We start from the raw sequence: 26,104 nt of genomic DNA, 5'->3' as shown, positions 1-26,104 counted from the left end.
CCTCGCCCTCGCCCTCGCCCTCGCCCTCGCCCTCGCCCTCGCCCTCGCCCTCGCCCTCGCCCTCGCCCTCGCCCTCGCCCTCGCCCTCGCCCTCGCCCTCGCCAAGATCCTCACAACTTCCCCGAAAGAGTGCCCTCGACGCGCCAGGAGGCCACTCTTTCCGAGAACTAGTGCGGACCTTGCGCGCAGGCGCGAGGCGAGGCGGGCGCGAGGCGAGGCGGGCGCAAGACGAGGCGGGCGCGAGACGAGGCGGGCGCGAGACGCGCGGGGGCGAGACGCGGCGGGGGCGTCAGGTGGTGAGGCGGTCGGTGGTGCCGCGCGCGAGCGGGACGACCAGCACGGCCTCGGTGCCGCCGGTGGCGCCGTTGCGCAGTTCGATGGTGCCGCGCAACTCGCCGGTGACCAGGGCCCGGACGATCTGCAGCCCGAGGTTGCCGCCGCGCTCGGCGTCGAACTGCTCGGGCAGGCCGCGCCCGTTGTCGGTGACGGAGACGTGCAACTGCTTGCGGAACCGGTGCGCGGAGACCACCACCGCGGGCTCTGCCCCGTCCCGCGGGCCGGCGGCACCCTCCTCGCCGGCCGGGAAGCCGTGCTCGACGGCGTTGAGCAGCAGCTCGTTGAGGATCATCACCAGCGAGGTGGCGATCTCGGCCGGCAGTACGCCGAAGCTGCCCTGCCGGCGCATGCCGACGCTCACCTCGGTGGCGGCGACCTCGGTGGCCGCGCTGGCCACCCGGTCCACGATCCCGTCGAACTCGACCGCCTCGTCGCTGGACATCGAGAGGGTCTCGTGGACCAGGGCGATCGAGGCGACCCGGCGTACCGACTCCTCCAGGGCGACCCGGGCCTCGGGCATGGCGACCCGGCGGGCCTGGAGGCGGAGCAGCGCGGCGACGGTCTGCAGGTTGTTCTTCACCCGGTGGTGGATCTCCCGGATGGTGGCGTCCTTGGTGATCAGGGCGCGGTCCCGGCGGCGTACCTCGGTGATGTCGCGGACCAACACCAGCGCGCCGATCGGCACGCCAGCCGGCATCAGGGGCAGGGCGCGGGTGAGCATGGTGGCGCCGCGGGCGTCGATCTCCCGCCGGGGCGGGGCCTCACCGCGCAGCGCGGCCAGCACCGCGTTGCCCGCGTCGGTGCCTTCGAGGGGGTCGCCGGCCAGCCGGCGGTGCAGCTTGGCCAGGTCCTCCCCCACCAGATGGGAGGCGTAGCCCAGCCGGCGGTACGCGGACTGCGCGTTCGGGCTGGCGTAGGTGACCTTGCCGTTGGCGTCGAGCCGGACCAGCCCGTCGCCGACGCGGGGCGCCGAGGTGGTCTCGCCCGGGTGCCGGGGCGGCGGGAAGGTGCCGTCGGCGATCATCTGGGCCAGGTCGTCGGCCGTGGTCAGGTAGTTCAGTTCGAGCTGGCTGGGCGTCCGCGCGGTGGACAGGTTGGTGTCCCGGCCGACCACGGCGATGACCTCGCCGGCCTCCCCGTCGGCGGTCCGCAGCCGCACCGGGATCGCCTCGTGCCGGGCGGGCACGTCGCCGTACCAGACCGGGTCGCCCTCCCGCCAGATCCGGCCCTGCCCGTGGGCCACGTCCAGGTGCGCCACCTCCGGCCCGCCGACGATCCGCCCGACCTGGTCGTCGAGGTACGCGGTCGGCGCGGTCGTGGGCCGGACCTGGGCCACGCAGAGGAACGTGCCGTCGCCGTCCACCGGCACCCAGAGCAGCAGGTCGGCGAAGGACAGGTCGGACAGCAGCTGCCAGTCGCCGGCGATCCGGTGCAGGTGGTCGATGTCGCTCGGCCGGAGCTGGGTGTGCTCCTCGGCAAGGTCGCGCAGGGTGGACACGCTGACCAGCGTGCCACGCCGGGCGTCACATCGTCGCGGTGACCTTTTTCAACCCGCGCGGAGCGTCCGGGTCCTCGCCCCGGGCCAGCGCCAGCGCCAGCGCCAGCCGCTGCAGCGGCAGGATGTCCAGCAGCGGGGCGTACCGCTCGTCGACCTCGGGCACGGCCATCCGGGCGGTCACCTCGACGTCGGCGGAGCCGACCACCACCACGTCGGCACGACGCTCCCCGAGCCGGGGCAGCACCTCGCGCATCGACTCACCGCCGGGGCCGGAACCGACCACGGCGAGCACCGGCACGTCCGGGTCGGTCATGGCGAGCGGGCCGTGCAGCAGGTCCGCGCCGGAGAAGGCGAGCGCCGGCAGGTACGACGTCTCCATCAGCTTGAGCGCCGCCTCCCGGGCCGTCGGGTACGCGTACCCCCGGCCGGTGGTGACGAGCTGGGCGGCGAACCGGTAGCGCGGGGCGAGCTGCGCCGGAGTGGCGTCGGACAGGGTGCGTTCGGCCAGCTCGGGCAGGCGGGCGAGGGCGGCCCGCTCCTCGACGGGGAGCACCCCGTCGCCGGCGCGTACCCCCTCGATCAGCATGAGCAGCGCGAGCAGCTCGGCCGTGTACGTCTTGGTCGCCGCGACCGCCCGCTCGTGCCCGGCGGCGATGTCCACGCTCAGCTCGGCGGTGCCGACCAGCGGCGAGTCGGGGTTGTTGGTGACGGCGAGGGTGAGCGCGCCCGAGGCGCGGGCCACCCGCAGCACCTCGGCCAGGTCCGGCGAGCCGCCGCTCTGACTCACGCCGACCACGAGGGCGTCGGACAGGTCCGGCCGGGCGCCGAAGACGGTGATCGCGCTCGGCGAGGCGAGACCGGCGGGCAGACCGAGCCGGATCTCGCTCAGGTACGCGGCGTACAGCGCCGCGTGGTCGGAGGTGCCCCGGGCGGTGAAGACCACGTGGCGGGGCCGGCGCTCGGCGATCACCGCCGCGACGCGGGCGATCGCCTCGGCGTGCTCGGCGCAGAGCAGGCGGTCGTAGCCGGCCGGCTGCTCCTCGATGTCGGCGGCCATGCCGGCCCCTGGACGCGTCACGGAAGGCCCCCTTCTGCGCGATTGCCGCGCGATCCGTGCTCAGTCTTGCACCTTTCGGCTGTGACGAGCAACGGAACGCGCAGTAGTGCGCAGTAGATCACCACCCGGACCGGTGATCGCCTAGGCTTGCCCGGCTGGCGGACCGACCACCGAGAGGACGACGTGCCCGAGGACGACCCCGCGCTCGCCGCGCAGGAGGAGCTGGCGCTGGCCCGGCTGGCGCTGGCCGACGGAAACCTCCCGCACGCCGCGGACCACGTCGCCGCCGCTCTCGTCCGGGCCCCGACGCTGCCGGAGGTGCACGAGACACTCGCCCGGGTGGCCGCAGCCAGCGGCGGTGACCTGGAGCTCTTCCCGCTCGGGCACCACGCCTTCGTCGGCGCGGTGGTGGCCCGCGCCCACCTGCTCGCCGCCACCGGGCACCCCGCCGAGGGGCTCGACCTGCTGGCCGCCGCGACCGGCTACGCGCCCGGTGCCGACTGGGCCGGGGTGCCCTGGGTGACGGCCCCCGACCTGCCCGAACGGCTCGACCCCGAACGCACCGCCCGGATCCTCATGCAGATCTGCGCGGCGGTGCCCGACCCGGTCCCCCGCCGCCTCCGCGACCCGCTGCGGCCGTACCTCGTGCTGGCCCGCAACGCGGTCACCGCGCACCCCGGGCACGCGCTGCTGCTGGGCGCGGCGTCCGCGCTGGCCCGGCGCCTCGGCGAGGTCGCCCTCGCCGTCACCTGGGCGGCCCGCGGGGTACGCGCACAGCCGACCAAGCTCGGCGAGGTGTGGCTCGGGTACGCGTACCGCAGCGCCGGCCGGACCCGGGACGCGCTCGCCGCGCTCGGCCGAGCGGTCACACTCGACCCCGACGACCTCGCGGTGTACGCCGACATCGCCGGCACCCTGGCGGACAACGGCCGGCTGGACGAGGCGCTGGACTGGATCGACCGGGCACTCGCCAAGGACCCCACGTTCGACTGCGCGGTGCACACCGCGCACCGGCTGCGCTTCCAGCGCGACGCGGACGTCGCCCACCTGGTCGCCCTCGCCGACTTCGTCCGCGACCACCCCGACGACACCCACGAGCACGGCGACCTGGCCGAGTGCTGCCGCAGCCGCCCCTGGCTCGGGCAGGTGACCCCGGCCGGCGGGCCGGTGCTGGACGCGCTGCGGCAGGCCCTCGCCGCCGAGGGCGCCGCCCGGGTCGCCGTACGCCTCGACGCGCTGGAACCGCCGAGCGCCATGCGTACCGCAACGGCGGCCGTGCCGGGGCTGGACGTGGAGGTGCTCGCCGTCGCCGACCCGGACCCGCGGGAACCCCGCCGGGCCACCACCTGCCAGCTGTGGCGGTACGAGGGCACGATCGCCGCGCCCACCGTGCCCAGCCCGTCGGCCGAGGCGGCGGAGCGGATCCGGCAGCTCGCCCACCCGGCCTGGCCCCACCCGCCGGCCGCGTACGACGGCGCGGTCGGGCTGGCCACCCTGGAGCTGGCCGACCTGCTCGGCCTGCTGGTGCATCCACCCGAGCCGCCGGTCACCGCGCTGGGCCGGGTGCTCGCCGGTCAGGACCCGTCGCTCTGGGTGCGCTGTGTGCAGGTCTGGACCTGCCTCGGGCTGCTGCACCACCGCACCGACGAACCGTGGGCGGAGTCGACCCGCCGCCGGGTGCTGGTGGAGCTGGTCTGGGGGGTGGAGGACTGGATCACCGAGGCGGCACTGTTCGCCCTCGTCACCGCCGCCTGGGTCGACCCCGCCGTACGCTCCGACGTGGCCGCGGTGGTGGCCGAGCGGATCGCCGACGTGGCGGCCGTGGCCCGCGAACGCCGGGTGCCGATCGCCACCTCGCTGGCCCACCTGGCGCTGGCCACCCCGGACCTCGACCCGGCGACCCGCGACCTGGCCCGCGAGCTGATCCGCGGCCCCGCCGACGCCCCACCCCGGCCAGGTCTGTTCACGCGCCTCCGCCGCCTTTTCGCCGCCCTCCTCGGCCGCACCTGACCGGCGACCCGGAGTCGATCAAGGGGCCGGTACGCGGCGCGGCCACGCCGTACCCCGGGAAGGGGTCGGCGTGGCCGCGGCGCGTGCGTCAGGCGACGGGAGCCCTGCCGAGGGCGGCCTCGGCCTGGTCCTCGGGGGTGCCGTCCGCCGGCCGGACGTCGTTCGACGAGCGGAGCGGGACCTCCTTGATGAACCAGGCGAGCACCGGCACCGCGACGGTGAGGAACACCGCCCAGACGAAGACGTGCGAGATGGCGTCGGAGAGCCCGCCGAGGACGACCTCACGCATCGGCCCGGTGAGCTGCTTGAGCTTCTCCAGGTCCATGGCGCCGCCCTCGCCACCCTGTCCGCCGGCGAACGCGGGACCGGCGGCCGAGTCGGCGAGCCGGTTGGCGAAGATCGCGCCGAACAGCGCGACGCCGAACGAGCCGCCGATCGAGCGGAAGAAGGTCGCCGCGCCGCTCGCCGCACCCAGGTCCTTCTGCTCCACGCTGTTCTGCGCGATCAGCATCGTCGTCTGCATGAGGAAGCCCATGCCGACGCCGAGCACGATCATGTAGAGCGAGGACTCGACCTTGCTGGTGCCAACGTCCAGCAGGGTCAGCAGGCCCATGCCGGCGGCCATCACCACGCCACCGATGATCGGGAAGGCGCGGTAGCGACCGGTCTTGGTGATGACCCGGCCGACCACCAGCGAGACCACCAGCATGCCGAACATCAGCGGGAGCAGCAGCAGGCCGCTGTTGGTGGCCGAGGCACCCTGCACGGTCTGCTGGTACAGCGGCAGGAAGTTCATCGAGCCGAACATCGCGAAGCCGAGCAGGAAGCCGATCACCGAGATGACGGCGAAGTTCCGGTTGGCGAAGAGCCCCAGCGGCAGGATCGGCTCGGGCGCCCGCCGCTCGACGAGGCCGAAGAGCGCCAGGGTCACCGCGGCCAGGGCGGCGAGGCCGAGGATCTGCGGGGAGGTCCAGTCGTACTCGTTGCCGCCCCAGGTGGTGACGAGGACGATCGCGGTGATGCCGACGGAGAGCAGCGCCGCGCCCAGCCAGTCGATCTTGTGCTCGGTGCGGTACTTCGGCAGGTGCATCGTGGTGGCCAGCAGCAGCAACGCCACGCCGCCGAGCGGCAGGTTGACGTAGAACGCCCAGCGCCAGGAGAGGTGGTCGGTGATGAAGCCGCCGACCAGCGGGCCGGCCACCATGGCGATCGCCATGATGCCGGCGATCATGCCCTGGTAGCGGCCCCGCTCCCGGGGCGGCACCAGGTCACCGATGATCGCCATCACGCCGACCATCAGGCCACCGGCGCCGAGACCCTGGACGGCCCGGAACGCGATCAGCTCGATCATGCCGTCGTCGACGCCGCCGAGGAGGCTCGAGCCGGACATGCCGCACAGCGCCGAGCCGATCAGGAAGATGACCACGGAGGTCAGGAAGACCGCCTTGCGGCCGTAGAGGTCACCGAGCTTGCCCCAGATCGGGGTGGAGACCGTGGTGCCCAGCACGTACGCGGTGACCACCCAGGTGAAGTGGTCGGCCCCGCCGAACTCGAAGACGATCCGCGGCAGCGCGGTGCTGACGATCATGTTGTCGAGCATCGCGAGCATCATCGCGATCATCAGGCCGAACAGCACGACCCGGACATTGGGTCGCGCTATCGCCTCGGCTGATTGACTCATGGGTAAGCTCCCCCGAAGATTTGTGACCGACTTACTTGCCGCCCGGCTAGTTACCTTACTAGCCGCACGGTAAGTTGGTGTCGGAAAGTCGTCAAGCGAGATAGGTGGTCAGGGTGAGGGAGAGCACAGGCGGCACGCGGGAACGCATCCAGGCCGTCGCGCTGGAGCTCTTCACCGAGCAAGGGTACGAGAAGACCTCGCTGCGGGAGATCGCCGAGCGGCTCGGGGTGACGAAGGCTGCGCTCTACTACCACTTCAAGAGCAAGGACGAGATCGTCAACAGCTTCGTCGAGGACCGGCTACGCCGGATGGACGAGCTGATCGAGTGGGCGCAGACCCAGCCCGCCACCCTGGCCACCCGCCGTGTCCTGATCGCCCAGTACGCGGACACCATGTTCGCCGGCGAACTGCCGGCGGTCATGCGCTTCTTCGAGCAGAACCAGACCGTGCTGAAGAGCCTCGCCGCCGGCCAGCAGATGCGGGAGCGGATGATGCGGCTGGCCAACGAGCTGTGCCGGGGCGACGAGTCGCCGGCCGCCCAGCTCCGGGCCGCGCTGACCCTGTTCGCGGTGCACAGCAGCTGGTTCGCGGTACGCACGCCGCACATCACCGACGACGACCGCCGGAAGATCTCCCTCGAGGTGGCCGACGAGCTGCTGGCGCGGATCGCCGACGGCGACTGACCGGCTGCGACCCCGGTCAGTCGCCTGCGGTGAGGTCCAACCGCAGGCCCAGCAGCTGCACGCCGGGCAGCGGCGACCAGTCCTTCTCCGGCACCCGGACGAAGCACAGCCGCTCGTAGAGCCGGTGTGCGGTGGCGGCCATGCCGCTGCGTACGCAGATCACCACGGCCGTGCAGCCGAGCTCGGTGGCCCGCGCCACGCAGGCCCGGACCAGGGCCACTCCGGCCCCGCGCCCCTGCGCGGCCGGATCGACCGCGAGCATCCGGAACTCGGCCTCACCGGGACCGGACAGTTCCGCGTACGGGGAGCCGGGCAGCACGAACGTCACCGAGCCGAGCACCTCGCCGGTGGCCTCGTCGACGGCGACCAGCACCTCGCCGGTCTCCGCCCGGGTGGCCACGTCGGCGAGCACCAGGCCGTAGCCGTTCTCGCCCTTGAGCTGGCCGTCCGCCTCGTAGGCGGCGACCGTCAGGCGCGCCACCGCCGGATGGTCGGCCGGCTCCGCCCGGCGGACCAGGAGGCCGCTCAACCGATCACCGCGATCAGGTCGCCGTCCTGCACCACGTCACCCTCGTTGACCGCGATCTGCTGCACGACGCCGTCGGACTCGGCGACCACCGGGATCTCCATCTTCATCGACTCCAGGATCACCAGCGTGTCCCCTTCGGACACGGTGTCCCCGGCCGACGCGACGACCTTCCAGACGTTCGCCACCATCTCGGCGCGGATCTCCTCGGCCATCTCCAGGCCCTCCCTCTCCACCGGCTGCTGCGAACGGTATCCAATCATGACCGGGCCCGAGAGCGGGGCGACCCGTCGGTTCCGCCCCCACCGGAGCCTGGCGACCGCCACCGGCACTAGCATCAGCGGGTCGGTCTCCGGCGCCCGGAGCACCGGTACGCGACCTCCGCCGCGCTCGCCGCGGCCGGACCGTGACCAGCACAAGGAGGCAGAGCATGGCGAAGAAGGCCCGCAAGAAGAAGGCCCGCAAGAAGAGCGGCGCGAACCACGGCAAGCGCCCCAACTCCTGATCGTCGGCGTACGCCGGATCAGCGACCGTGCCGGCCGGTGGCCGGACAGACCGGTGGCCCGGGTCCGATCGGACCCGGGCCACCGGTGTCTTCAGCTGGTCGCGCTCGCTCAGTCGGCGAGTTCGCGGGACTCGGTGGTCTCGAAGACCACCAGCTCGGTCAGGCGGACCCGCAGTCGCTCGCGCAACTGCTCGGGCGCGATCTCGTTGCCGCAGCAGCGGGCGACCAGCGCCTTCACCTCCTGCTCGATGCCGTACTCGCGCAGGCACGGCCCGCACTCGTCCAGGTGGTGCCGGATCAGCAGGCGCCGCTCCTCGGCGCACTCCAGGTCCAGGTAGAGGTAGACCTCCGCAAGCACTTCCCGGCAGTCCGTCTCGTGCGGATCTCCACAGCTCACGGTCACACCTCCCGGCTGGCGGCAGCGGTCGAACCCTTCGGCGCTGCGCTGAACCCACGCTCCGCCGCGTACTGCTCGAGCAGCTTGCGCAGATTACGACGGCCGCGGTGCAGCCGCGACATCACGGTGCCGATCGGGGTGCCCATGATGTCGGCGACCTCCTTGTAGGAGAAGCCCTCGACGTCGGTCAGGTAGACCGCCAGGCGGAACTCCTCCGGCAGCTGCTGGAGGGCCTCCTTGACGTCGCTGTCCGGCAGCCGGTCGAGCGCCTCGGTCTCCGCCGAGCGCAGCCCGCTGGAGGTGTGCGACTCGGCCTCGGCGAGCTGCCAGTCGGTGATCTCGTCGGTGGGCGCCTGGACGGGCTGGCGCTGCCGCTTCCGGTAGGAGTTGATGTAGGTGTTGGTCAGGATCCGGTAGAGCCAGGCCTTCAGGTTGGTGCCCTGCTCGAACTGGTGGAAGGCGGCGTACGCCTTCAGGTACGTCTCCTGGACCAGATCCTCGGCATCCGCCGGGTTCCGCGTCATCCGCAGCCCGGCAGCGTAGAGCTGATCGACGAAGGGCATCGCGTCCCGCTCGAAGCGGGCCCTGCGCTCGTCCGTCTTCTCGGTGGTCAACCACACGTCCCCTCGCGTCGGATGCTTCCCCGCCGAGGATACGCGTACCCGCCTGCCCACAGATTCACTTCCGGCCGGTGTGCTGGCACTCACCACCACCGGCACTTCCGCGGGCCACTCCGGCGCGTCGAGCAGCTGCCTGAGCTGCCGCGCGTCCCGTTCGTCCCGCTCCCGGCTCCGCGTCTCGGTCGGCACCGGTCACCCCCCTCGGCTGGAAATGGCGTCCGGGGGTAGTAACGCGCGCCGTGGGTCGCCACATTCCGCCACCCGCCGTTCCTGGCCCCGGCGTCGACCGCGACCGACGCTGGGACCAGGAAGGGCCTGGGAGGATGGCCTCCGACGCCCGAACCGCGGGCGTCCGACACCATCCGATGCAACGACCCGCCGCCACCGACGGTCACGCCCCCGCAGACCCCGCCAATCCGGGAAGTAGTCCCCTCAATCGGACGGGGAGGCCACGCTCGGGCCGGATCCGGGTGGCGGGCGACGTCAGGCGGGCGTCCAACCTCGGGCGCGCAGCCAGTCGCGGACCACCGCGGCGGTGCCCGCCGGATCGACCCGCAGGTCGTGCCGCTCCCCTGGGCGGACCACCACGTCGACGCCGGGCGCCGGGGCGGGCACGCCGAACGGGTCCCGGTCGCCGTTGACCACCAGGGTGGGCAGACCGGCGGACAGCTCGTCGGCGCGCGAGCGCTCCGGGCGCCCCGGTGGGTGCAGCGGAAACGCCAGCGCGACGATCCCGGCCGCGCCGACGGCACCGGCCGTCCGGCAGGCGACCCGGGCGCCGCTGGAACGGCCACCCACCACCCAGCGGGCCACATCGGGATGGCGGGCCCGGAGGGCGGCCAGCACGACCGTCCACGCCTCGTCGAGGTGGCCGGCCGGGGCCGGAGCACGCCGCCCGGCGACCCGGTAGGGCTGGGTCACCCGGATGACGCCCACCCCGGCCTCGGTCACCGCGTCGCGGACCGCCTCCAGGTCGGGGGCGTCGACGTCACCGCCCGCGCCGTGCCCGAGCACCAGCAGGGTGTCCACCGGGCCGGCCGGCACGTCGGTGTCGGCGCGGGCCGGCCCGCGGGGCGTCTCGATCTCGTCGCTGTGCCGCACCCGCCCATTCTCCGCACGGCCGACGCCGCCCGCCCCACCCGGCACGTTCTTCGCCGGTCCGGTCCGACCCGCGGCGGTTCGCCGCAGCGGGTTCCGCCGCACCGCGGGCCCGTGCTACCCGCGGGCGCCGGCAGTCACCACCGTCGAGGGTGTAGCGGGTCGGCAGCACCCTGCCCGGCGGGTCCGTGGCCGTGGGCCGCCGCTGACGCCACCGCCCGCGCCCCGATGCGGGGAGCGGGCGGTGCACGGCGTCAGCGCGACGGCACCAGGGTGAGCAGTTGATCCCGGACCGGCGGGCCGGCCTCGTCGGCCGCGTCCGGATCCGGCTGCACCTCGCTGCGCCAGGCGACGAGCATGGCCCGCCGCTCGCGTGGGGTCGTGCCACCCCAGACGCCGTGGCAGTCGCCCACCTCCAGCGCCCAGGCCAGGCAGGATCCCTGGACGTCACAACTGCGGCAGAGCGCAACGGCCGCGTCGGCCGGTTCGTTGGGTGCCGGAAAGAACGTTTCCGGGTCCACACTCTGGCAGGTTCCTCTGGTCCGCCACGCGTCGTCCTGTCGCCGCTCGTGCAGAGCCCGCAGCAGTCGCGGATCTCGTCGTGCGGCGGCGACTTCGTGCGGGCGGGGCATACGCGCCCGTGTCAATACACCCACCTCCCCCGTGGGACCGGCAAATGATCATGGTGGATCGATGGGTGTCATCCGCCCCGTGCGAACAGACGCCCAACACCGGCGCTGTGTTTTATCGCACTTTCGGACACGGGGACAAGACTCTGCCGCAAACACGGCTAAACAACCGGGCGACGTTTCAGGCGCAACCCCGGCAAATCAGCACACGACAATGTGCTGACGATCATCAGAACAAGGTCATTTCCGAGCCGATCTCCTCTCGGCGCGCAGGCACCCGGGCAGTGAGTTCGGGACCGTCGTTGCGCACGTCGCCGACCGCCGGCGAGACCGGGCGGACCTCCAGCCCGGCGAGCCACTCCGCGGCGGGCGGAGCGAGCAGCGCCCCGGTCTCGCCGCCCGGAGCGAGCCAGGACGCCCACCGCTCCCGGGGCAGCAGCAACGGCATCCGGTCGTGCACCTCGGCCAGCTCGCCGACCGCCGCGGTGGTCAGCACGCTGAAGGTGAGCAGGTCGTGCCCCGCCGACTCCCAGACCGACCAGATGCCGGCGAACGCCAGCACCGAGCCGTCCGTCGGGGTCATGTAGTACGGCTGCCGGCGGCCACCCGGCTCGCGCACCCACTCGTACCAGCCGTCGGCCGGGACCAGGCAGCGCCGGCGGGCGAAGGACGGAGCGTACGCCCGGCTGGTGGCGACGGTCTCCGCCCGCGCGTTGATCATGCGGGCGGCGCCGGCGGCGGTGCGGGACCAGTGCGGGATCAGCCCCCAGCGGCCCACGGAGAGCACCCGGTGCCCCTCCGGCGTCAGCCGGACCAACGGCACCGGGTCGGTGGGGGCGACGTTGAAGTCCGGGCCGACCCCGGCGCCGGTCTCGTCGGACGACTCGAACAGCGCGCTCAGGTCGCCCGCGCTCCTGCTCGTCGCGTACCTCCCGCACATGGCGCACACGCTAACCCGCCGCCCGGGTTCCGGCTGTCCCGCCAACCGGGAGCAGGCAGAACGGGCAGCTCCACCGGTCCCGGGACTTGGCAGAATGTGAGCGTGGGGAACCTGACCGCGAGCCGGCCGCCGCAGCCGTGGACCGCACCGACCGCCACCGACCCGGTCGGCGCCACGCTGCGCCTGCCGGGCTCCAAGTCCATGACCGCTCGGGCGCTGGTGCTCAGCGCGCTGGCCAGCGGCCCGTCGACGCTCGACCGGCCGCTACGTGCCCGGGACACCGAGCTGATGGCCGGCGGGCTGCGCGAGCTGGGCGCGCACGTGTCGACCTCCGACGACGAGCGCTGGCTGGTCCGGCCGCACCAGCTGGTCGGCCCGGCCCACGTCGACGTCGGCCTGGCCGGCACGGTGATGCGCTTCCTGCCCCCGGTGGCCGGGCTCGCCGAGGGCCGGGTCACCTTCGACGGCGACCCGCAGGCCCGGGTCCGCCCGCTCGGCCCGCTGATCGGGGCGCTGCGCGCGCTCGGCGTACGCATCGACACGCCGGCGGCGGGCAGCCTGCCGCTGGCGGTCCTCGGCGCCGGCCGGGTCGCCGGTGGCGAGGTGGTCATCGACGCCTCCGCCTCCAGCCAGCTCGTCTCCGGGCTGCTGCTGGCCGCGCCCCGCTTCGACCGGGGCGTGGTGGTCCGGCACGAGGGGCCGCCGGTCCCGTCCGCACCGCACCTGCGGATGACCGTGCAGATGCTCCGGGCCGCCGGGGCCGCGGTCGACGACGCCGTCCCCGACGTGTGGGTGGTCGAGCCCGGCCCGCTGACCGGGCGCGGCTGGGAGATCGAGCCGGACCTCTCCGGTGCCGTGCCGTTCTTCGCCGCCGCGCTGGTCACCGGTGGCGAGGTGACCCTCCAGGGCTGGCCGCGCAGCAGCATGCAGCCGGTCGAGCAGCTCCGCACGCTGCTGACCCGGATGGGCGGCGAGGTGACGTTGACCACCGCCGGGCTGACCGTCCGGGGCACCGGCAGCGTGCACGGCCTGGCCGCCGACCTCTCCGACGTCAGCGAGCTGACCCCGGCGCTGACCGCGCTGGCGATGCTCGCCGACTCGCCGTCCCGGCTGACCGGGATCGGGCACATCCGGGGGCACGAGACCGACCGGATCGCCGCCCTGGCCAAGGAGTTCGCCGCGCTGGGTGCGGACATCACCGAGTCCGTCGACGGGCTGGAGATCCGGCCCCGCCCGCTGCGTGGCGGGACCTTCCGGACGTACGCCGACCACCGGATGGCGCACGCCGCGGCGGTCGCCGGGCTGGCCGTCCCCGGCATCGAGGTGGACGACGTGACGTGCACCTCGAAGACCATGCCCGAGTTCCCGGCACTATGGTCAGGGATGGTGACCGGCAAGAGCTGACCCGACGGGGGGATGTCCTGGCGACCAGGCGACGGGAGTACGACGAGGACGACGTCCGGGTCCGGCCCGGGAAGTCCTCGCGCCCGCGCACCCGGACCCGGCCCCGCCACGAGAACGCGGTCGACGGGTTCGTGATCGCCGTCGACCGGGGGCGGTACACCTGCGTGCTCCCCGACGCCGGGCCGGACGCCCCGACCGTCACCGCGATGCGCGCCCGCGAGCTGGGCCGCAAGTCGGTGGTGGTGGGTGACCGGGTCGGGCTGGTCGGCGACACCTCGGGCGCGCCCGGCGCGCTGGCCCGGATCGTCCGGATCGCCGAGCGCACCTCCGTGCTGCGGCGTACCGCCGAGGACGACGCGACCACCGCCGAGGGGCGGCTGGAGCGGGTCGTGGTGGCCAACGCCGACCAACTCGTGATCGTCAGCGCGCTGGCCGACCCGCCACCGCGTACCGGGTTCATCGACCGCTGCCTGGTGGCCGCGTACGACGCCGGCATCGAGCCGCTGCTCTGCCTCACCAAGGCCGACCTGGCCGGCCCCGAGGCGGTCCTCGACTACTACACCGAGCTGGAACTGCCGTACGTGCTGATCCGGCCGGACTCCCCGCTGGACGCGCTGCGCGCGCTGCTCGCCGGGCGGGTCTCGGTGCTGGTCGGGCACTCCGGGGTGGGCAAGTCGACGCTGGTCAACCGCCTGGTGCCGGAGGCCGACCGGGCGGTCGGCACGGTCAGCGCGATCGGCCGGGGCCGGCACACCTCGACCAGTGCGGTGGCGCTGCGGCTGCCGGATGCCGCCGAGGGCTGGATCATCGACACCCCCGGGGTGCGCAGCTTCGGGCTGGCGCACGTCTCCGCGGAGAGCCTGCTGCACGGCTTCCCCGACCTGGTGGAGGCGACTGTCGACTGCCCGGCGAACTGCCCGCACACCGCCGACGAGGTGGACTGCGCGCTGGACGCCTGGGTGGCTGCCGGCAAGGCCGACCCGCGCCGGCTGGCCTCGTACCGCCGCCTGCTGGCCTCCCGCAGCGGCGAGGTCGACCCCCGGGAGCCGAACCGGCGGGGCCCCGGCGAGGAGTGAGCCGGTCCGCCGGGGGCCGGACCGGGTGCGCCCGCCCTTCGTTCGGTCCGAAGCGCCGCCTGGCAGCGCGGAGGCCGAATTGTATGGCCGCCCGGCCTTCATTCGGTCCGGAGCGCCGCCTGGCGGCGCGGAGGCCGAATTGTATGGCCGCCCGGCCTTCATTCGGTCCGGAGCGCCGCCTGGCGGCGCGGAGGCCGAATTATGGCCGCCGGTCCGGCGACCGATAGCGTGTCCGGCATGACCGGGTACGCCGACGACCTCGCCCTCGCCCACCTGCTCGCGGACGCCGCCGACGCCGTCTCCACGGCCCGGTTCCGCGCCCTCGACCTGCGGGTCGAGGCGAAGCCCGACCTGACCCCGGTCTCCGACGCGGACACCGCCGTGGAGCGGAGCATCCGGGCCCTGCTGGGCGAGCACCGGCCGGGCGACGGCCTGCTCGGCGAGGAGTACGGCGAGCAGCCCGCCACCGGCCCGGACGGGCGGCGCTGGGTGATCGACCCGATCGACGGCACCAAGAACTTCGTCCGGGGCGTGCCGGTCTGGGGCACCCTGATCGCCCTGCTGGAGGGGGACCGCCCGGTCCTCGGCCTGGTCTCCGCCCCGGCGCTGGGCCGGCGCTGGTGGGCCGCGCTCGGCGCGGGCGCGTACGCCGGCCCCGACCTGGCCGCCGGCACGCCGATCCGGGTCTCCGCCGTCGGTGAGCTCGCCGATGCCAGCTTCTGCTACTCGTCGCTGACCGGCTGGGAGGAGGCGGACCGGCTGGACGCCATGCTCCAGCTCATGCGGGACGTCTGGCGCAGCCGGGCGTACGGCGACTTCTACGGCTACATGCTGCTGGCCGAGGGGGCGCTGGACGTGATGGTGGAGCCGGAGCTGTCGCTCTGGGACATCGCGGCGCTGGTCCCGATCGTCACCGAGGCGGGCGGGACGTTCACGGACCTGTCCGGGCGGCCGGCGCCGGCGGGCGGCGAGAACAGCGCGATCGCGACGAACGGCGCGCTGCACGACGACATCCTGGCCCGGCTCGGTCGGCCGGCCGCGCGCTGACCCGCCGGTAGCCTCTATCCTCGCCAGGTGGTGTCCTCCGGTTGGTGCTTCCTCGCGGCCATGATCGTCGCGTACGGCTTCGCCAACCTGCTCCAGTCGGTGGCCGCGGCGCGGACCACCGTGCACCACACCTTCGACCCCGGGCTGCTGCTCCGGCTGGCCAGCCACCGCACCTACCTGGTCGGCCTGCTGTGCCAGGTCACCGGCTTCGTGTTCGCCTTCCTGGCCCGCCGCGACCTGCCGCTGTTCCTGGTCCAGGCCAGCGTGGCGGCCGGGCTCGGGGTGACCGCCCTGCTCGGCGTGCTGGTGCTCAAGTGGCGCCTGCCGGCCGCCGAGATCGCGCTGCTCGGGCTGCTCTTCGGCGGGATCACCGCGCTGGTGCTGGCCGCCCAGCCGGCGCCGTCGCGGCAGCTCGGCACCGCCGGGCTGATCGGCCTGGCCGGGGCGCTCGGGCTGATCGGCGTGCTCGGCTTCTTCGCCGCCCGGCTGCACGGCGCGCCCGGCTCGGTGGCGCTCGGCTCGCTGGCCGGGATGGCGTTCTCCGCCGCGGCGGTGGCCGCCCGGCCGCTCGCCTCGGCCGACACCGTGGAAGCGTTCGTCCGCGACCCGCTGCTGTATCTGCTGGTCGCCCACTCGGTGGTCGGGCAGTTGCTGCTCGGCCTGGCGATGCAGCGCGGCTCCACCACCGCCGCGGTGGCCGCGATGGACGCCGCCGGGGCGGTGCCCGCGGCGATCATCGGCCTGCTGCTGCTCAACGACCGGATCTGGCCCGGACGGGAGTGGCTGGCCGGGATCGGCTTCCTGGCCACGCTGGTGTCGGTGGTCGGCCTGACCCGGTACGCCGAGCCGCAGCACCACCACGCGGTCGCCCGCGACCGGGAGCGCCCGATGATCGGCGCCGGCGCCGCCGCCGAGTCAGGCCGCTAGGCCGCCTCGACCGGCTTGCGCCGGCCCACCACCCGTTCGTAGAGCCGCTCCAGCGCGCCGGCCGTCCGCTCCCACGTGTAGCTGCACCGGACCCGATCCACGGCGGCGTGCCCGTACGCGAACCGCCCGGCGTTGTCGGCGAGCAGCCGGCGCAGGGTGACCCCGAGGACCCGGACGTCGCCGGGCGGGACGAGCCGCCCGGTCACCTCGTCGACCACCGCGTCGGCGATGCCGCCCATCGCGTAACCGACCACCGGCACCCCGCAGGCCATCGCCTCCAGCGACACCCGCCCGGCGGACGAGTAGTGCGGGGTGCAGGCGACCACGTCGGCGGAGCGGTACCAGGTGGCCATCTGGTCGTGCGGTACCGCGCCCACCAGCTTCACCTGCTCGGCCACCCCGGTCTGCTCGGCCAGCTCGCGCAGCCGGCGCGCCTCCGCGTGGTCGGTGAGCCGCTCGGCGGGCGGGCCGCCGGCGATCACCAGCTCGGCGTCGCCGACCAGCCGCATCGCCCGGATCAGGTCCTCGTGGCCGTGCGCCGGCGAGAGCCCACCGACGGAGAGGATGCGGGAGCGCTGGTCCCGGGGCGCCGCCTCGCCGTCCGGGTGGAACTGCTCGGTGTCCACCCCGGTCGGCACCATCGCCACGGAGGTGCGCTGCAGCCCCATCCGAGTCAACTCGTCGACCTCGTCGTTGCACTGCGCGACCGCGATGTCCACCGCCCGGGTCAGCGCCCGTTCCAGCGGGATCCGCTCCCCCGGCCCGTCGTACCGCCGGCCGAGATGGCGCAGTTGCTCGACGCCGAGCGAATGGAAGGTCTGCACGACCGGTATGTCGGTCTCCCGTACGGCGTGCGCGGCGGCCAGGCCGCCGACCCAGTAGTGCCCGTGCACCACCTCGGGCGTCCAGTCACCGTGCCACCGCTGCGCCAGCCAGCGACCGAAGTCGGACACGTGCGGGACCAGCTCGGCGGTGGGCAGCGGGCTGGGCGGACCGACCGGCACCCGCTCCAGCCGGTAGCCGTCCACCTCGACGCACTCCGGCTGCCCGGACTCGTCGCGGCGCTCGTAGACCCGGACGCCGTGACCCCGTGCGGCGAGCTCGGCCGCCACCCGCGCGATGTGCTGGTGGGTGCCGACGGTGGGACCGTCGACGGACGGGCCGGCGTGCGCACACACAAGGCCGACGCGCATGGTGCACCTCCATGCGTTCTACGGTGGGTCCTCCGGTCAGAGGGTCCCATTAACCCGGCCCTGGTGCGCCGAAACCTGGCAGATCGGGAGCGGACCGACGGACCGGCGCGAGGTGGGCCGGGCCGCGATCCGGGCGATCCCGGCGGCATGATCGCCCCCGGCCGGGGGTACCGGCGAGGAATGCCGCTCACCCGCGACCTCGGCGACGCCACGGTGGTGATCACCGGCGCGTCCAGCGGCATCGGCGCGGCCACCGCGTACGAGCTGGCCCGGCGGGGCGCCGACGTGGTGCTGGCGGCCCGGACCGAGGAGGCGTTGCGCCGGGTCGCCGACCGTTGCCGAGGACTGGGCGGACAGGCGCTGGTCGTGCCCACCGACGTCACCGATCCGGTGGCCGTGGAGCGGCTCGCCGCGCGGGCGGCGGCGGAGTTCGGCCGGATCGACGCCTGGATCAACAACGCGGCGGTGGGCGTGGCGGGGCTCTTCGACGAGATCCCGGTGGAGGAGTTCCGCCGGGTGGTGGCGGTGAACCTGCTCGGCACGGTGTACGGGACCAAGGCGGCGCTGCCCTGGCTCGAGGCGGCGGGCGGCGGGGTCCTGGTCAACAACGCGTCGGTGCTGGCCGAGGTGGCGATGCCCTACCAGTCGGCGTACAACGCGACGAAGCACGGCATCCGCGGGCTGGCCGACACGGTCCGGCAGGAGCTGCGGGTCACCGGCCGGGCCAACATCTCCATCTGTACCGTGCTGCCCGCCAGCATCGACACCCCGATCTTCCGGCACGCCGCCAACCACAGCCGGCATGAGCTGACCCCGCCCCCGCCGGTCTACCCGCCGGAGATGGTCGCCGAGACGATCGTGCGACTGCTGCGCCGGCCGCGCCGCGAGGCGTACGCCGGGGGCGCCGCAAGGCTCGTCGGGCTGCAGTGGCGGCTCGCGCCGGCGCTGACCGAGCGCGCGCTCGGCTGGTACACCGCGCGCACCCAGTTCGGCCCCGGCCTCCGCCTGAACAGCACCGGCAACCTGTTCAACCCGCACGCGGAGGCCGAACGGACCGGCGGCTGGCACGGCCGGCGCCGGCAGCTGGTCCGGATCACCGCGGCCTTCGGGCTGGCCGCCGCGGGCACCGCGGTGGGCACCCTGGCCGCCCTGACCCGGCGCGGACGGACGGACCGCTGATGGACCGCGCCCACCGGTCGGATGCGTGGGCCGGGCCGGGCAGGCACAATGGGACGATCATGCCGATGGACGTGCGCTGCCTGGTGGAGACGGACGAATCCTCCACGGTCGTCAGGCTGACCGGCGTGCTCGACCTGGCCGGCGTCGACGCCGTCCGGGAGGCGCTGCTCGCCCTGCTCTGGCAGCGGCCGGGGCCGGTGATCGTCGACCTGTCCGAGGTCCGGATCGCCCACCCCGGGGCCCGCGCCGCCATCGACGACGTGCACCGCACGGTGGCCGACTGGCCGGCCGCCGGCGTGCTGGTGCTCGACCCGGCGGGCCGCGCCGGTGAGGCCGCCCCGGTCTATCCGTCCCTGGACGAGGCGCGGGCGGCGCTGGCCGGCGCGCCGCTCGCGGCCGTGCTGGCCACGGACCTGCCCCCGGCGGTGGGGGCGGCCCGCGAGGTCCGGGCGCTGCTCACCGACGGCTGTGCCCGGTGGGGTGTGCCGGAGCTGGCCGAGCCCGGGTGCATCGCGGTCACCGAGCTGGTGAACAACGTGGTCGCCCACGCCGGGACGCCGATGACCGTCCGGGTGGCCCCGCAAGTCAGCGCCCTGCACCTGGCGGTCCGCGACCATTCGGCCCGGTTGCCCGCGTACGCCGGGCTGGCCCCGCTCACCTCGACCGGTGGCCGTGGGTTGCTGCTCATCGACACGGTCGCCCGGCGCTGGGGCAGCACCCCGCTGCCGGACGGCAAGGTCGTCTGGTGCGTCCTGCGCGCCGAGGACGAGGCCGCCTTCCGCGGTTGACCGGCGATCGGGCCGGACAACCCGACCGTCGGCCCTTTTCTCCCCGTTCCTCCCGATCCACGCCGCCGGACCCGGTTAGTGCGGTCAGCTCGGCGGGTAGTGACCGGTCATGCGCGACGACGAGTACCCCACCCCCGTGTCCGACCCGGAGGCGGAGGGTCTGCCCGACACCGCCGACGACGACTCGACGGCCAAAGACGACGTGCTGACCGGGCGGGAGGCGGATGGCCCCGAGCCCGCCCAGCTCCCAGGCGACCGCGACCCGGTGGCCGTGGACCGGTACGGGACCACCGCCGAGGAGCAGCTCGACGGCGAGTCGCTGGACTACAAGCTCCAGCGGGAGGTGTACGAGCGGCCCGCCGACGACCCGCTCGCCGGCCCGGTCGACCCGGACATCGCCGCGGAGGCGGACAGCGACGAGGCGGCCGCGCAGGCCCAGTTCGACGCCGACGTGATCGACCCGGGCCCGACCTCCGACCCGCACTCGGCGGTCTCGATCTACGACCACGGCCAGCTCGGCGCGATCGCCGACCACCAGGTGGGCCGGCTGGTCGAACCGGACGAGGGCGCGCACACCGACCAGGAGACCGACAACATCGGGTACGACGCGGGCGCGGCCGGTGGCGGGGCGACCGCCGAGGAGCTGGCCGTGCACGAGACGCTCCCGCCCGAGGCGACCCCGTGACCGGGCCGGCCGCTCAGGCGTCCAGGCCCCGCTCGATGGCGTAGCGGGTCAGCTCGACCCGGTTGTGCAGTTGGAGCTTGCCCAGCGTGTTCTGCACGTGGTTCTGCACCGTCCGGTGGGACAGCCCGAGCCGCTCGGCGATCTGCTTGTACGACAGGCCCTTGGCCACCAGCCGCAGCACCTCGGTCTCCCGCTCGGTGAGCCGGGGTGCCGGGTCGTGCGGGGCGGCGGCCAGCCGCCGGTACTCCCCCAGCACCAGCCCGGCCAGGCCCGGCGTGAAGACCGGCTCGCCGGCCGCCGTGCGGCGCACCGCGTCCAGGAACTCGGCCGGCGCGGCCGACTTGACCAGGTAACCGGTGGCGCCCGCCTTGATCGCGTCCAGCACGCTCTGCGGCTCGCCGCTGGCCGACAGCATCAGCACCCGTACCTCCGGCAGCACGGCGCGTAGCCCGCGGATCACCTCGACGCCGGAGACGTCCGGCAGTTGCAGGTCGAGCACCACCACGTCGGGGCGGACCGCCGCGGCCACCCGGACCGCCTGCCGCCCCTCCCCGCTGGTCGCCACCACCAGGTGCCCGGCCTCGGTGAGATCGCGGGCCACCCCCTCCCGCCACATCGGGTGGTCGTCCACCACCATGACCCGTACGCCGGTGCTCATCGGCCGCTCCTCGGCACGCTCAACTCGATCTCCGTGCCGGTCCCGGGGGCGGACACGATACGTACCTCGCCGCCCAGGTCGACCACCCGGCCGCGGATGGACTGCGCCACCCCGAGCCGGCCCTGCGCCGCGGCCTCGGCGAGCCGCCCCTCCGGGATACCCGGCCCCCCGTCACGTACCGAGACGGTCACCGTCTCCCCCTCGTCCTCGATCAGCAACCAGGCGCGCCCGCCGGCGTGCCGGGCCACATTGTCCAGTGCCGCCCCGACCGCGGCGGCCAGTTCGACGGCCATCCGGGCGGGCAGCGGCACCGGGGTGGCCGGCGCGGCGACCTCGACCGTCGCCGAGGCGTACCCGTTGAGCAGGTCGCGCAGGTCGCGGGTGTCCCCCTCGTCGGCCGGCGGGGTCCCGGCGCGGCCGATCAGGGCGCGCAGGGCGGCCTCCTGCTCACCGGCGAGTCGGGCCAGTTCGCCCGCCTCGCCGTCCAGGTGCGCGCCGCGCCGCTGCACCAGCGCCAGCACCTGGAGCACCGAGTCGTGGATGTCCCGGGCCAGCCGCTCCCGCTCCCGGGTGGCGGCCTCCAGCTCCACCGCCCGCTGCAGCCGCTCCTCGGCGGTGACGGCCAGGCGGGCCACGTGCCCGACCACCACCCCGGCGAGCAGCAACAGGATCACCCCGGTCAGCGAGGACTGGCTGATCCGGGTCCGGGTGGCCAGGTCGACCCCGCCGAGCGCCAGCGCGGCTATCGCGCCACGCCGCCGGCCGCCGGAGACCGCCCAGGCCAGGACCGGCCCGGCCAGCCAGGCGACGGTCAGGGTGGGCACGCCGGCGGCGAGCGCCGCCCGGCCCACCACCCACGGGGTGGCCAGCATGAACGCCAGCACCACCCCGAGGTCGGCCAGGAGCAGCGGCCAGCGCCGCCCGGCCGGGCGCGCGTAGCCGGCCGCGGTCACCCCGGTCCAGGCCAGCATCCCGAGGAGTACGCCACCCGCGGCGATCGGGTGGGCGTACCGGTGGGCATCGCGGAGCACCAGCACCCCGACGTACGCCAGCGAGGCGAACCGGAACACCGCGATGGACCGCCAGAGCGGGACCTCCAGGCCACCCGGGGACGACGGCATGCGCGACACCATGCCACAGTCCGGTGCGGGCAGGGTGACGGGTGCGCCCCCGGAAACCCTGACGTACGGTGGAAATGCCGCGAAAATCGCCGAGATCGACCGCCGGGACGGGGCCATGACAAACGCAGAAACCCCCGCACCGCGTACGGTTGTGCCCATCGAACCCACCGTCCTCATCGCCGAGGTCTTCGACCAGGCCCGGGTGACCCAGCTACGGCACTCGGTCACCTCCTGCGCGCACGCCTCGGGACTGAGCGGCGAGCGGCTGGACGACTTCGTGCTCGCGGTCAACGAGCTGATCACCAACGCCGTCCGGCACGGCGGCGGCCAGGGCCGGCTGCGGCTGTGGTGCCAGGACGGGGAGCTGGTCTGCGAGGTGGCCGACCACGGCCATGGGATCAGCTCCCAGCGGCTCAGCGATCGGAACCGGCCCGCCCCGGACACCGCCGGCGGCTGGGGTCTGTGGCTGGCCCGGGAGCTGAGCGACACCATGGCGGTCGAGACCGGCGAGGCCGGCACCGTCGTCCGGATCACCGCCGCCGTCGGCTGAGCCCGCCTCGATGCGGGCAGTCGCGCCGGCCACTTTCGCCCTCGTTACGCACAGTAGCCGCGCGGGCGTTCTTCGTGAGTGGATCACTCGACCGGTCAGGCGAACAGGGCGCTCACCGACTCGCCGTTGTGGATCCGCCGCATCGCCTCGGCCAAGGCCGGCGCCACCGAGAGCACCACCAGCTTCGGCACGCGCTTCTCCGCCGGGATCGGCACGGTGTTGGTGCAGACGATCTCCAGCACGCCGTCCTGCTCGCTCAGCCGGTCGAGCGCCCCGCTGGAGAAGAGACCGTGGGTGCAGGCCAGCCGGATCGAGCGGACGTTCCGCTCGCGCAGATGGGCCATCAACTCGATGACCGTGCTGCCCTTGGCGATCTCGTCGTCCAGCACGATGACGTCCCGGTCCGCCACGTCTCCGATCACCGTACTGATCTTGACCCGGTCGTCGCTGAACCGCTGCTTCGCGCCGGCCGCGACCGGGGTGCCGAGCATCCGGGCGAACGCCGCCGCCTCCTTGGCGTTGCCCAGGTCCGGCGAGACCACCACGGCGTTGCTCAGGTCGCGGCCCCGGAAGTGGACGGCCAGTTCGCGCAGCGCGTGCAGATGATCCACCGGGACGCTGAAGAAGCCGTGCACCTGCGGCGAGTGCAGGGTCATCGCCAGCACCCGGTCCGCGCCGGCCGAGGTGAGCAGGTCGGCGACCAGCCGGCCGCCGATGGAGATGCGCGGGGCGTCCTTCTTGTCCGACCGGGCGTACGCGTAGTGCGGCAGCACCACGGTGATCCGGCCGGCCGACGCGCCCCGGGCCGCATCGGTCATGAGCAGCAACTCGACCAGGTGCTCCTGCACCGGCGGCACCAGCGGCTGGATCAGGAAGACGTCCCGTTCCCGGCAGTTCGCCGGCAACTGCACCTCGAGGCAGTCGTTGGCGAACCGGGACACCCGCACCGGATGCAGCGGGACGCCCAGGTGGGCGCAGATCTCGGCGGCGAGCTCGGGGTGGGCGGTCCCACTGAACACGGCAATGTCACGCACGACTGCCGATCGTACGGGCTGCCCGACTCAGGGTCGGCGATCTGATGGGCCTGCGGTGCGGCCGGCAGACCAGTGTGCTCCAGCCTTCCGGGTCAGCTCCAGGTGTTGCCGGTCAGCCGCTCGTACACCTCGACGTAGCGGGCCCGGGTCGCGTCGACCACCTCGGCCGGCACCTCCGGCGCCGGCGGCTGCCGGTCCCAGCCGCTCTCGGTGGCCCAGTCCCGGACGTACTGCTTGTCGTAGGAGAACTGGGCACGGCCCGGCTGGTAGGACTCGGCCGGCCAGAACCGGGACGAGTCGGAGGTGAGCACCTCGTCGGCGAGGAGCAGGGTGCCGTCCGGCGTCCAGCCCAGCTCGATCTTGGTGTCCGCGATCAGCACGCCCTGCTCGGCGGCGATCTCCGCACCACGCCGGTAGACGTCGATGGTGATCTGCCGCAGCCGCTCGGCGGTCTCCGCGCCGACCTTGTCGACCACCTGCGCGTACGTGATCGGCTCGTCGTGCTCGCCCTTCGGGGCCTTGGTCGACGGGGTGAAGATCGGCTCGGGCAGGATGGACGCCTCCACCAGCCCCCGGGGCAGCTCCACCCCGGAGACCGCACCGGTGCGCTGATACTCGGCGAAGCCACCGCCGGTGAGGTAGCCGCGGGCCACGCACTCGACCGGCACCATGTCCAGCCGGCGGCAGCGGATCGCCCGGCCGGCGAACTCCTCGGGCACGTCGGTGGCGGAGATCACGTGGTTCGGCACCAGATCGGCGAGCTGCTCGAACCACCACAGCGACAGGGCCGTGAGCAGGCGGCCCTTGTCCGGGATCGGGGTCGGCAGCGGCACGTCGTAGATCGAGATGCGATCGGAGGCGACCAGGATCAGGTCGTCGCCGTCGGCATAGACATCCCGGACCTTGCCCGAGTGCAGAAGTTCCACGGCGCCTAGTACACCACGCGCCGGATTCCCGCCCGGCGCGGCCACCGGCCACCCCGCCGGCACGGCGTACGGCCCCGGCGTTGACACCCCCGCGTGGGGCCTGTGTAAATGATCCGTCCGCAGCAGCCGCCCGTCCCCCAGGGAGAGCCCGTGCGCGCTCCGCAGTCCGTACCCCGCCCCGGCGTCGACCGGCGGCGGCTCCTCGGCGCGCTGGCGGGGGTGCCGCTGCTCGCCGGCGGGCTGGTCGGCTGCGGGCCGGAGGAGCAGCACCCGGTCGACGACGGGCCGGTCGAGCTGTCGGTCTTCTGGTGGGGTGGGACCGCGCGGACCGAGGCCACCGAGCGGGCGCTACGGCTCTACTCGGCCCGGCATCCGAAGGTGCAGTTCCGGGTCACCTGGCAGGGCCTCACCGGCTACTACGACCGGCTGGCCACCCAGGCCACCGGGGGAAACGTGCCCGACCTGTTCCAGATCGACGACACCGTGCTCACCGAGTACGCCCGGCGGGAGATCGTCCTCGACCTCAGCGGGTACGTCGCGGAGCGGCGGCTCGACCTGCGCGGCCTGCCGGAGAACCTGGCCCGGTACGGGCAGGTGGACGGCCACACCGTGGCCGTCCCCGCCGCGCAGACCTACGCCGCGCTGGTCTACAACCGCGACCTGCTGCGTCGCCTGGGGTTGCCCGAGCCGCGTCTCGGCATGCCGTGGCCGGAGTACGTGCAGTGGGCCGCCCGGCTCACCCGCGCCTCGGGCAACCGGGTGGCGGGCACCACCGATCCCTCCGGTGACTACCGGGCCCTCTGGCTCTGGCTGCGTGGCCAGGGCGGCGAGCTCTACCGGGGACGGCAGCTCGGCTTCGACTCCGGCGAGCTGCTCCGCTGGTTCGAGTTCTGGGAGGTGGCCCGCAACTCCCGCGCCACCGCGGGCACCCCGTTGACGGAGCTGGCGGACACCGGCGACCTCGACCGGCAGCTCGTGGTGACCGGGCAGGCGGCCGCCTCCTTCGCCTGGGCGCACGAGTTCCCGGAGCTCCAGAGCCGCACCCGCGACGAGCTGGGCCTCACCAGCTTCCCCGGCAGCCCGGCCGCGCAATGGCCCCGGGCGTCGATGTACTGGGCCGCGTTCCGGGGCACCCGACACCCGGCGGTGGTGGCCGACGTGATCAACTTCCTGACCACCGACACGGAGGCGGGCCGCATCCTCGGCACCGAACGCGGGCTGAACCCCAGCGTCCCGGTCCGGCAGTCGGTCGTGGACGGACTGGCCGACCCGGCCGCGAAGCAGTTGGCGATCCTCGGCGTCGACCTGGACAGCGTCACCGGACCGGCGCCGGCGCCGCCACCCCGGGGTCACGCGCGGGTGCGGGCCCTGCTCGTCGCCGCGGCGGAGAGCATCCGCGGCAAGCGGTCCGGGGCCCGGGCCGCGACCTCCCGGTTCATGGCGCAGGCGAACGCGGCGCTGGCCGAGTGACCGCCCCGGCCCGGGCCGCGTGACGCGCGCCCCCAGGCACGGCGGGCCGAGCACGCGGGCCGGGAC

At 74.2% G+C, this 26,104-nt stretch carries 27 protein-coding genes; 12 read left to right on the top strand and 15 right to left on the bottom strand.

Translation table 11 applies throughout. The features are described 5' to 3' along the window. Positions 1-289 precede the first annotated feature (289 nt). A complete protein-coding gene (locus ACFYML_RS26910) occupies positions 290-1,834 on the bottom strand; it encodes a sensor histidine kinase (RefSeq protein WP_387423285.1) in 1,545 nt (514 codons plus the stop codon). Positions 1,835-1,859: 25 nt separating this feature from the next. Further along, positions 1,860-2,891 carry an SIS domain-containing protein gene (locus tag ACFYML_RS26905; protein ID WP_387423329.1) on the bottom strand — a complete coding sequence of 344 codons (1,032 nt, stop codon included), beginning with the start codon at positions 2,889-2,891 and terminating at the stop codon, positions 1,860-1,862. Between the two features lie 183 nt (positions 2,892-3,074). Between ACFYML_RS26905 and ACFYML_RS26900 the strand changes: the two genes are divergently transcribed. Then, entirely contained in the window at positions 3,075-4,901 is a 1,827-nt protein-coding gene (locus ACFYML_RS26900) for a tetratricopeptide repeat protein (RefSeq protein WP_387423284.1), read from the top strand. Positions 4,902-4,989: 88 nt separating this feature from the next. Here the strand turns inward: ACFYML_RS26900 and ACFYML_RS26895 are convergent, their stop codons facing one another. Next, positions 4,990-6,582, bottom strand: coding sequence for an MDR family MFS transporter (locus tag ACFYML_RS26895; protein WP_387423283.1), 1,593 nt, complete (start codon positions 6,580-6,582; stop codon positions 4,990-4,992). 113 nt (positions 6,583-6,695) lie between these two features. Between ACFYML_RS26895 and ACFYML_RS26890 the strand changes: the two genes are divergently transcribed. Then, positions 6,696-7,265: a TetR/AcrR family transcriptional regulator gene (locus ACFYML_RS26890; RefSeq protein WP_387278838.1), complete on the top strand. Its 570-nt coding sequence runs from the start codon at positions 6,696-6,698 to the stop codon at positions 7,263-7,265. 16 nt (positions 7,266-7,281) lie between these two features. On the opposite strand, the gene ACFYML_RS26885 is transcribed toward ACFYML_RS26890, so the two are convergent. Continuing rightward, entirely contained in the window at positions 7,282-7,794 is a 513-nt protein-coding gene (locus ACFYML_RS26885; RefSeq protein WP_387423282.1) for a GNAT family N-acetyltransferase, read from the bottom strand. Next, positions 7,791-8,012 (bottom strand): biotin/lipoyl-binding carrier protein, encoded by a 222-nt coding sequence (locus tag ACFYML_RS26880; protein ID WP_198940289.1) that lies wholly within the window; start codon positions 8,010-8,012, stop codon positions 7,791-7,793. Before ACFYML_RS26880 ends, ACFYML_RS26885 begins: the two co-directional genes overlap by 4 nt. A gap of 209 nt (positions 8,013-8,221) precedes the next feature. Between ACFYML_RS26880 and ACFYML_RS26875 the strand changes: the two genes are divergently transcribed. Then, positions 8,222-8,296: a 50S ribosomal protein bL37 gene (locus tag ACFYML_RS26875; RefSeq protein ID WP_369700219.1), complete on the top strand. Its 75-nt coding sequence runs from the start codon at positions 8,222-8,224 to the stop codon at positions 8,294-8,296. Positions 8,297-8,405: 109 nt separating this feature from the next. Here ACFYML_RS26875 and rsrA read toward each other — a convergent pair whose 3' ends face one another. From rsrA to ACFYML_RS26850, 5 genes are all read right to left on the bottom strand, one after another. After that, positions 8,406-8,693, bottom strand: coding sequence for a mycothiol system anti-sigma-R factor (gene rsrA / locus ACFYML_RS26870; RefSeq protein WP_387423281.1), 288 nt, complete (start codon positions 8,691-8,693; stop codon positions 8,406-8,408). 2 nt (positions 8,694-8,695) lie between these two features. Continuing rightward, a complete protein-coding gene (locus tag ACFYML_RS26865; RefSeq protein ID WP_387423280.1) occupies positions 8,696-9,502 on the bottom strand; it encodes a sigma-70 family RNA polymerase sigma factor in 807 nt (268 codons plus the stop codon). Between the two features lie 294 nt (positions 9,503-9,796). Continuing rightward, positions 9,797-10,414 carry an alpha/beta family hydrolase gene (locus ACFYML_RS26860; protein ID WP_387423279.1) on the bottom strand — a complete coding sequence of 206 codons (618 nt, stop codon included), beginning with the start codon at positions 10,412-10,414 and terminating at the stop codon, positions 9,797-9,799. A 251-nt stretch (positions 10,415-10,665) separates the two neighbouring features. Further along, the gene (locus tag ACFYML_RS26855) at positions 10,666-11,058 is read right to left on the bottom strand and encodes a WhiB family transcriptional regulator (protein ID WP_073834731.1); all 393 of its coding nucleotides are present in this window, start codon (positions 11,056-11,058) and stop codon (positions 10,666-10,668) included. 211 nt (positions 11,059-11,269) lie between these two features. Further along, positions 11,270-11,980 (bottom strand): SOS response-associated peptidase, encoded by a 711-nt coding sequence (locus ACFYML_RS26850; RefSeq protein ID WP_387423278.1) that lies wholly within the window; start codon positions 11,978-11,980, stop codon positions 11,270-11,272. Positions 11,981-12,082: 102 nt separating this feature from the next. On the opposite strand from ACFYML_RS26850, the gene aroA reads away from it, so the two are divergent. The 4 genes from aroA to ACFYML_RS26830 all read left to right on the top strand — a co-directional run bounded on the left by aroA (position 12,083) and on the right by ACFYML_RS26830 (position 16,434). Continuing rightward, positions 12,083-13,384 carry a 3-phosphoshikimate 1-carboxyvinyltransferase gene (gene aroA, locus ACFYML_RS26845; protein ID WP_387423277.1) on the top strand — a complete coding sequence of 434 codons (1,302 nt, stop codon included), beginning with the start codon at positions 12,083-12,085 and terminating at the stop codon, positions 13,382-13,384. Continuing rightward, on the top strand, positions 13,354-14,460 hold the full coding sequence (rsgA, locus tag ACFYML_RS26840) for a ribosome small subunit-dependent GTPase A (RefSeq protein ID WP_387423276.1): 1,107 nt from the start codon (positions 13,354-13,356) through the stop codon (positions 14,458-14,460). The genes aroA and rsgA overlap by 31 nt, the downstream gene beginning before the upstream one ends. Positions 14,461-14,697: 237 nt before the next feature. After that, the gene (hisN, locus tag ACFYML_RS26835; RefSeq protein WP_387423275.1) at positions 14,698-15,507 is read left to right on the top strand and encodes a histidinol-phosphatase; all 810 of its coding nucleotides are present in this window, start codon (positions 14,698-14,700) and stop codon (positions 15,505-15,507) included. Between the two features lie 60 nt (positions 15,508-15,567). Beyond that, positions 15,568-16,434 (top strand): hypothetical protein, encoded by an 867-nt coding sequence (locus tag ACFYML_RS26830; protein ID WP_387423328.1) that lies wholly within the window; start codon positions 15,568-15,570, stop codon positions 16,432-16,434. Here ACFYML_RS26830 and ACFYML_RS26825 read toward each other — a convergent pair. Continuing rightward, positions 16,431-17,627, bottom strand: coding sequence for a glycosyltransferase (locus tag ACFYML_RS26825; RefSeq protein ID WP_387423274.1), 1,197 nt, complete (start codon positions 17,625-17,627; stop codon positions 16,431-16,433). The genes ACFYML_RS26830 and ACFYML_RS26825 overlap by 4 nt on opposite strands. Before the next feature lie 180 nt (positions 17,628-17,807). Here ACFYML_RS26825 and ACFYML_RS26820 point away from each other — a divergent pair, with 180 nt between their 5' ends. The 3 genes from ACFYML_RS26820 to ACFYML_RS26810 all read left to right on the top strand — a co-directional run bounded on the left by ACFYML_RS26820 (position 17,808) and on the right by ACFYML_RS26810 (position 20,279). After that, on the top strand, positions 17,808-18,806 hold the full coding sequence (locus tag ACFYML_RS26820) for an SDR family oxidoreductase (protein ID WP_387423273.1): 999 nt from the start codon (positions 17,808-17,810) through the stop codon (positions 18,804-18,806). 59 nt (positions 18,807-18,865) lie between these two features. Further along, positions 18,866-19,594, top strand: a complete 729-nt coding sequence (locus ACFYML_RS26815; protein WP_387423272.1) for an ATP-binding protein — start codon at positions 18,866-18,868, stop codon at positions 19,592-19,594. A 109-nt stretch (positions 19,595-19,703) separates the two neighbouring features. After that, positions 19,704-20,279 carry a DUF5709 domain-containing protein gene (locus ACFYML_RS26810; protein ID WP_387423271.1) on the top strand — a complete coding sequence of 192 codons (576 nt, stop codon included), beginning with the start codon at positions 19,704-19,706 and terminating at the stop codon, positions 20,277-20,279. 13 nt (positions 20,280-20,292) lie between these two features. Here the strand turns inward: ACFYML_RS26810 and ACFYML_RS26805 are convergent, their stop codons facing one another. Both ACFYML_RS26805 and macS read right to left on the bottom strand, forming a co-directional pair. Then, the gene (locus tag ACFYML_RS26805) at positions 20,293-20,937 is read right to left on the bottom strand and encodes a response regulator (protein ID WP_387423270.1); all 645 of its coding nucleotides are present in this window, start codon (positions 20,935-20,937) and stop codon (positions 20,293-20,295) included. Further along, complete coding sequence (gene macS / locus ACFYML_RS26800) at positions 20,934-22,058, bottom strand: MacS family sensor histidine kinase (protein WP_387423269.1); 1,125 nt, start codon at positions 22,056-22,058, stop codon at positions 20,934-20,936. The genes ACFYML_RS26805 and macS overlap by 4 nt, the downstream gene beginning before the upstream one ends. Positions 22,059-22,173: 115 nt before the next feature. On the opposite strand from macS, the gene ACFYML_RS26795 reads away from it, so the two are divergent. After that, positions 22,174-22,608, top strand: a complete 435-nt coding sequence (locus ACFYML_RS26795) for an ATP-binding protein (RefSeq protein WP_387423268.1) — start codon at positions 22,174-22,176, stop codon at positions 22,606-22,608. Positions 22,609-22,703: 95 nt separating this feature from the next. Here the strand turns inward: ACFYML_RS26795 and ACFYML_RS26790 are convergent, their stop codons facing one another. Both ACFYML_RS26790 and ACFYML_RS26785 read right to left on the bottom strand, forming a co-directional pair. Beyond that, positions 22,704-23,642 carry a ribose-phosphate diphosphokinase gene (locus ACFYML_RS26790; RefSeq protein WP_387423267.1) on the bottom strand — a complete coding sequence of 313 codons (939 nt, stop codon included), beginning with the start codon at positions 23,640-23,642 and terminating at the stop codon, positions 22,704-22,706. Positions 23,643-23,734: 92 nt separating this feature from the next. Beyond that, positions 23,735-24,568, bottom strand: a complete 834-nt coding sequence (locus ACFYML_RS26785; RefSeq protein WP_387423266.1) for a phosphoribosylaminoimidazolesuccinocarboxamide synthase — start codon at positions 24,566-24,568, stop codon at positions 23,735-23,737. Positions 24,569-24,718: 150 nt separating this feature from the next. Between ACFYML_RS26785 and ACFYML_RS26780 the strand changes: the two genes are divergently transcribed. After that, a complete protein-coding gene (locus ACFYML_RS26780) occupies positions 24,719-26,038 on the top strand; it encodes an ABC transporter substrate-binding protein (RefSeq protein ID WP_387423265.1) in 1,320 nt (439 codons plus the stop codon). Positions 26,039-26,104: the final 66 nt, after the last annotated feature.

Origin of the sequence: Micromonospora sp. NPDC007230, assembly GCF_042869115.1 — a bacterium.
GTDB lineage: Bacteria > Actinomycetota > Actinomycetes > Mycobacteriales > Micromonosporaceae > Micromonospora.
This window is presented reverse-complemented; position numbering and strand designations above follow the sequence as displayed.

Bases quoted from the DNA above. Each gene is read 5' to 3' on its own strand.
- ACFYML_RS26905 (WP_387423329.1), bottom strand. From the start codon at position 2,891: ATGGCCGCCGACATCGAGGAGCAGCCGGCCGGCTACGACCGCCTGCTC.
- ACFYML_RS26895 (WP_387423283.1), bottom strand. From the start codon at position 6,582: ATGAGTCAATCAGCCGAGGCGATAGCGCGACCCAATGTCCGGGTCGTG.
- ACFYML_RS26850 (WP_387423278.1), bottom strand. From the start codon at position 11,980: ATGTGCGGGAGGTACGCGACGAGCAGGAGCGCGGGCGACCTGAGCGCG.
- rsgA (WP_387423276.1), top strand. From the start codon at position 13,354: ATGGTCAGGGATGGTGACCGGCAAGAGCTGACCCGACGGGGGGATGTC.
- hisN (WP_387423275.1), top strand. From the start codon at position 14,698: ATGACCGGGTACGCCGACGACCTCGCCCTCGCCCACCTGCTCGCGGAC.
- ACFYML_RS26830 (WP_387423328.1), top strand. From the start codon at position 15,568: ATGATCGTCGCGTACGGCTTCGCCAACCTGCTCCAGTCGGTGGCCGCG.
- ACFYML_RS26825 (WP_387423274.1), bottom strand. From the start codon at position 17,627: ATGCGCGTCGGCCTTGTGTGTGCGCACGCCGGCCCGTCCGTCGACGGT.
- ACFYML_RS26820 (WP_387423273.1), top strand. From the start codon at position 17,808: ATGCCGCTCACCCGCGACCTCGGCGACGCCACGGTGGTGATCACCGGC.
- ACFYML_RS26815 (WP_387423272.1), top strand. From the start codon at position 18,866: ATGCCGATGGACGTGCGCTGCCTGGTGGAGACGGACGAATCCTCCACG.
- ACFYML_RS26810 (WP_387423271.1), top strand. From the start codon at position 19,704: ATGCGCGACGACGAGTACCCCACCCCCGTGTCCGACCCGGAGGCGGAG.
- ACFYML_RS26805 (WP_387423270.1), bottom strand. From the start codon at position 20,937: ATGAGCACCGGCGTACGGGTCATGGTGGTGGACGACCACCCGATGTGG.
- macS (WP_387423269.1), bottom strand. From the start codon at position 22,058: ATGCCGTCGTCCCCGGGTGGCCTGGAGGTCCCGCTCTGGCGGTCCATC.
- ACFYML_RS26795 (WP_387423268.1), top strand. From the start codon at position 22,174: ATGACAAACGCAGAAACCCCCGCACCGCGTACGGTTGTGCCCATCGAA.